The following is a 3,546-nucleotide window of genomic DNA, read 5'->3' on the forward strand; positions in this document are numbered from 1 at the left end:
ATCGTCGCGTTCGATCCGGACGCCGCCGACCCCATCCCGAGGCTGGTCGCCACGGTGCCCGCCGGGAAGAACGGCCTCGCCGTGGACGCCGACGGCAACATGTACACCACCGGTGTGCTCGCCCCGACGGTCATCAAGGTCCGGCCCGACGGGTCGATCGACGAGGAGTGGTCCGCGCGGGCGGCGATCGTCGGATCCAACGGGATCGCCATCCGCGACCGGACCGCCTTCGTCACCGTCACCACCTCCGTCGACACGGCCGTGCACGAGGTGCCGCTGGACGACCCGGCCGCGAGCCGCGCCACCGCGCTCACCCGCCCGCCGGCGCTCCCCCGCGGGCTGGACGACCTCGCCGTCACCGATCGCGCGATCTACGCGGTCGCCTTCACCGGGGGCGAGGTGCTGCGCATCGATCGCGCCTCCGGCGCCGCGTGCGTGCTCGCCGGCGGCATACCGGCGCCGACGAGCGTGCGGGTGGCCGAGGGGTTCGGCGGATTCGGGCCCACCGACCTCTTTGTGACCTCGGCCGACGGGTCCACCCGGCACATCGCGACGACCTAGGCACCCGCGGGCCATGCCAGGGTCGTCCGCTCGATCCGGCCGCGCAGCTCCACGTCATGCCCCGTGGTCCACAAGCCGGACTCCGCCCGTGTCGCGGCGCCGAGCGCCGGACCCGCCGCGAGCACGCGCGCGGGGTGCTGCTTGGCCATCTCGCACAGCCTGGCGGCCTCGTTCACCGGGTCACCGATCACCGTGTACTCGAAGCGGGTCGCGGACCCGACATAGCCGGCCACCACCTCCCCGTAGGAGACGCCGATCCCGGTCCCGCAGTCGGGCAGTTGGTCGACCAGCGCCGCGGCCAGGCCACGCGCGGCCGCCAGGGCCGCCGTGGCCGGGTCGGCGAGAGGCGCGGGGGCGCCGAACACGGCGAGCGCGGCGTCACCCTGGAACTGGTCGATGAACCCCCCGTTCGCCTCGACCTGCTCCACCACCACCTCGAAGAAGGCGTTGAGCACCTCGACGACCTCCAGGGCGGGTCGCGTCGCGGCGAGCGTGGTGGAGCCGACCAGGTCCACGAAGAGGACACCGACGTGGGTGGTATCGCCCCCGAGGTGCGGCTCCTGCAGTTCCGCGGCCCGCGCGACCTGATTGCCCACGTGGAGCACGAACAGGTCGCGGAGCCGCTGGCGTTCGCCCACCATCTCCGCCATGTCGTTGAAGCCCCGCTGGAGCTGGCCGAGTTCGGTGGCGTCGAACACGTCGACGCGGGTGTCGAGGCGCCCGCCCGCGAGTTCGTCCATGGCCCAGCGGACCGAGCGGATGGGGGCGATCATCGCGGTCACGAGCAGCCAGGTCGCCGCGACGCTCACCACCAGTCCCCCCACCCCGATGAAGCCGAGGATCGCCGCGAGCCGGGACACGGGGAGGTCGTCGCCGGACACGGCGTAGAAGGCCAGGACCACGAAGCCCGTCACGGGCAGTCCCACGGTGACGGTCCAGATCCCGTACACGCGGGCCCGGATGCCCACGATCGGGCGGTCCCGGACCGCGCCGGCCTTGAACGCGATCGCGGTGAGCGGCCGCAGGGAGATCTCCGCGACGATGTACCCGAGCCCGCAGGCCATGGCCCCGCACGCGATCGTCGTGATGACCAGCACGGGCAGGACCGCCGGGTCCTGGACCCCGTACGCGGCCGTCGTCACACCCCCGCCCACCAGCCACAGCGCCGCCGTGAGCAGGGTCAGCCGCAACGGGACCAGCAGGCAGAGCTCCTGCTCCTCCCGGGTCGGCGGCCTGCCCTCGTCGGGCCACCGCAACCAACGACGGACCACCACGGTCAGACCCGCCAACCCGGACACCACGGTCACCCCCACCACCACGGGCGTCACGACGAGCGCCGCGGTCCGGTAGCGGCCGGACACGAGCTCGTCGACCGGCAACAGCAGCCACTGGAAGCCGATCACCCCCAGGATCCCGAGGGTGTGGGTGATCAGCAGGGTCGTGGTGAGCACCCGCTGGACCCGCCGCTTCCGGTAGCGCGGCGGCTCGACAACCGCGCCGAGGAGCCGCGTGCCCCACGGGGGCCGGGACTGCTCTCGATGGGTGTTCACGGCGCGCGTCCTGGTCGGGCGGCCCTCACGGCGGAGGGATCAGCGCCATTCTCCTTCTCCCTCGCCGAATCTCGGAGCGTTCCGGACAGATCCGGGGCCGCGGGTCAGCTCAGGACGCGCAGCTGGAAGGGGTAGTCGATGGACCGCCCCTGCGTGGCCCGCACGGTGCCGATGGCGTGGCCGACGATCTGCGCGATGAACGAGATCGCGAGCAGGACCAGGCCGATCGGGATCCCGATCACCGTGAGGATGAGGATCCACCCGACGATGTTCATGATCCACAGGCCCAGGTTGAAGTTGAAGGACCCCGCCGCGGCCTGCCGGACGAACGCGCTGCGGTCCTTGTAGATCAGCCACATCACGAGCGGGCCGACGAAGGACAGCCACCCGGCGGACAGGGCCATCGCGATGAGGCTCGAGGCGTGGGCGAGCGCCGCGGGGGTGCGGTCCTCGGGTCCGACGACGGGCTGTGCGAACTCGGGTTGCTGGGTCATGCCCCCAGTGTCCTCCCCTCGCGACGGGCGGGCATCGGGGACATCCCCGGTTTCCCGGCCCACGCCGACGACCTACGACGGCCGGGTTCGGCTTCACCCACATGTCACATGCCGCGCCTACCCTGGCGCCCATGGCCGACCCCACCCAGTCCGAGCCGCTCGAGCCCGACCCGCTCGAGCAGGCCGTCGCGCCGCTGCGCGACGACGTCCGCTTCCTCGGCGCGCTGCTCGGGGACACCGTGCGCGAGCAGTCGGGCGAGCGGATCTTCGACCTGGTGGAGACCGCCCGCCGCACCGCCTTCGCCGTGCGGCGCTCGCAGGCCGACCGCGACGAGGTGGCCGCGTTGTTCACCGACGTCGGCACCGGGGACGTGATCCCGGTGATCCGCGCGTTCTCCCTCTTCGCGCTCCTGGCCAACGTGGCCGAGGACCTGCACCAGGAGCGCCGTCGCAGGATCCACACCGCGGCGGGCGAACCGCCCCCGGACGGCGACCTCGAGGCCACCTGGTCGCGGCTGGAGAGCGCCGATCCCGCGCCGGGGAAGCTGGAGGCCGTCCGCGCCACGGCCCGCGTCTCGCCCGTGCTCACCGCCCACCCCACCGAGACCCGCCGCCGCACGGTCTTCGAGGTCACCCGCCGCGTCCACGAGCTCATGCGCCGCCGGGACGCGCTGCACACCGGTCGGCAGGACCGCGTGGCGCGGGCCGAGCTCGCGGAGATCGAGCTGGACCTCCGCCGGCAGGTGCTCACCCTGTGGCAGACGGCGATCATCCGCAGCGAGCGCCCGCGCATCCAGGACGAGGTCCTGTCCGGGTTGCAGTACCACGAGGCCACCCTGCTCGAGGTGATCCCGCCGCTCAACGCCGAGATCGCCGACCGCCTGGGCACCGGTGACCGCGCCGTCGTCCGGCCCGGGTCGTGGATCGGCGGCGACCGCGAC

Annotated in this window: 3 protein-coding genes and 1 pseudogene; 2 read left to right on the plus strand and 2 right to left on the minus strand. The window is 73.1% G+C overall.

What is annotated here, in order from left to right:
• Positions 1-561: pseudogene (locus tag B4M60_RS06930) on the plus strand (hypothetical protein); the annotation flags it as partial.
• Here B4M60_RS06930 and B4M60_RS06935 read toward each other — a convergent pair.
• Together B4M60_RS06935 and B4M60_RS06940 are read right to left on the minus strand one after the other, a co-directional pair.
• Positions 558-2,111 carry an adenylate/guanylate cyclase domain-containing protein gene (locus B4M60_RS06935; RefSeq protein ID WP_291081546.1) on the minus strand — a complete coding sequence of 518 codons (1,554 nt, stop codon included), beginning with the start codon at positions 2,109-2,111 and terminating at the stop codon, positions 558-560. The pseudogene B4M60_RS06930 and the gene B4M60_RS06935 overlap by 4 nt on opposite strands.
• 104 nt (positions 2,112-2,215) lie before the next feature.
• Positions 2,216-2,605, minus strand: a complete 390-nt coding sequence (locus B4M60_RS06940) for a DUF4870 domain-containing protein (protein WP_291081548.1) — start codon at positions 2,603-2,605, stop codon at positions 2,216-2,218.
• A gap of 131 nt (positions 2,606-2,736) precedes the next feature.
• On the opposite strand from B4M60_RS06940, the gene B4M60_RS06945 reads away from it, so the two are divergent.
• On the plus strand, positions 2,737-3,546 hold an 810-nt coding region (locus B4M60_RS06945), incomplete at its 3' end, for a phosphoenolpyruvate carboxylase (RefSeq protein WP_291081550.1).

This window comes from Dietzia sp. UBA5065 (assembly GCA_002415925.1).
In the GTDB taxonomy this organism is placed as follows: domain Bacteria; phylum Actinomycetota; class Actinomycetes; order Mycobacteriales; family Mycobacteriaceae; genus Dietzia.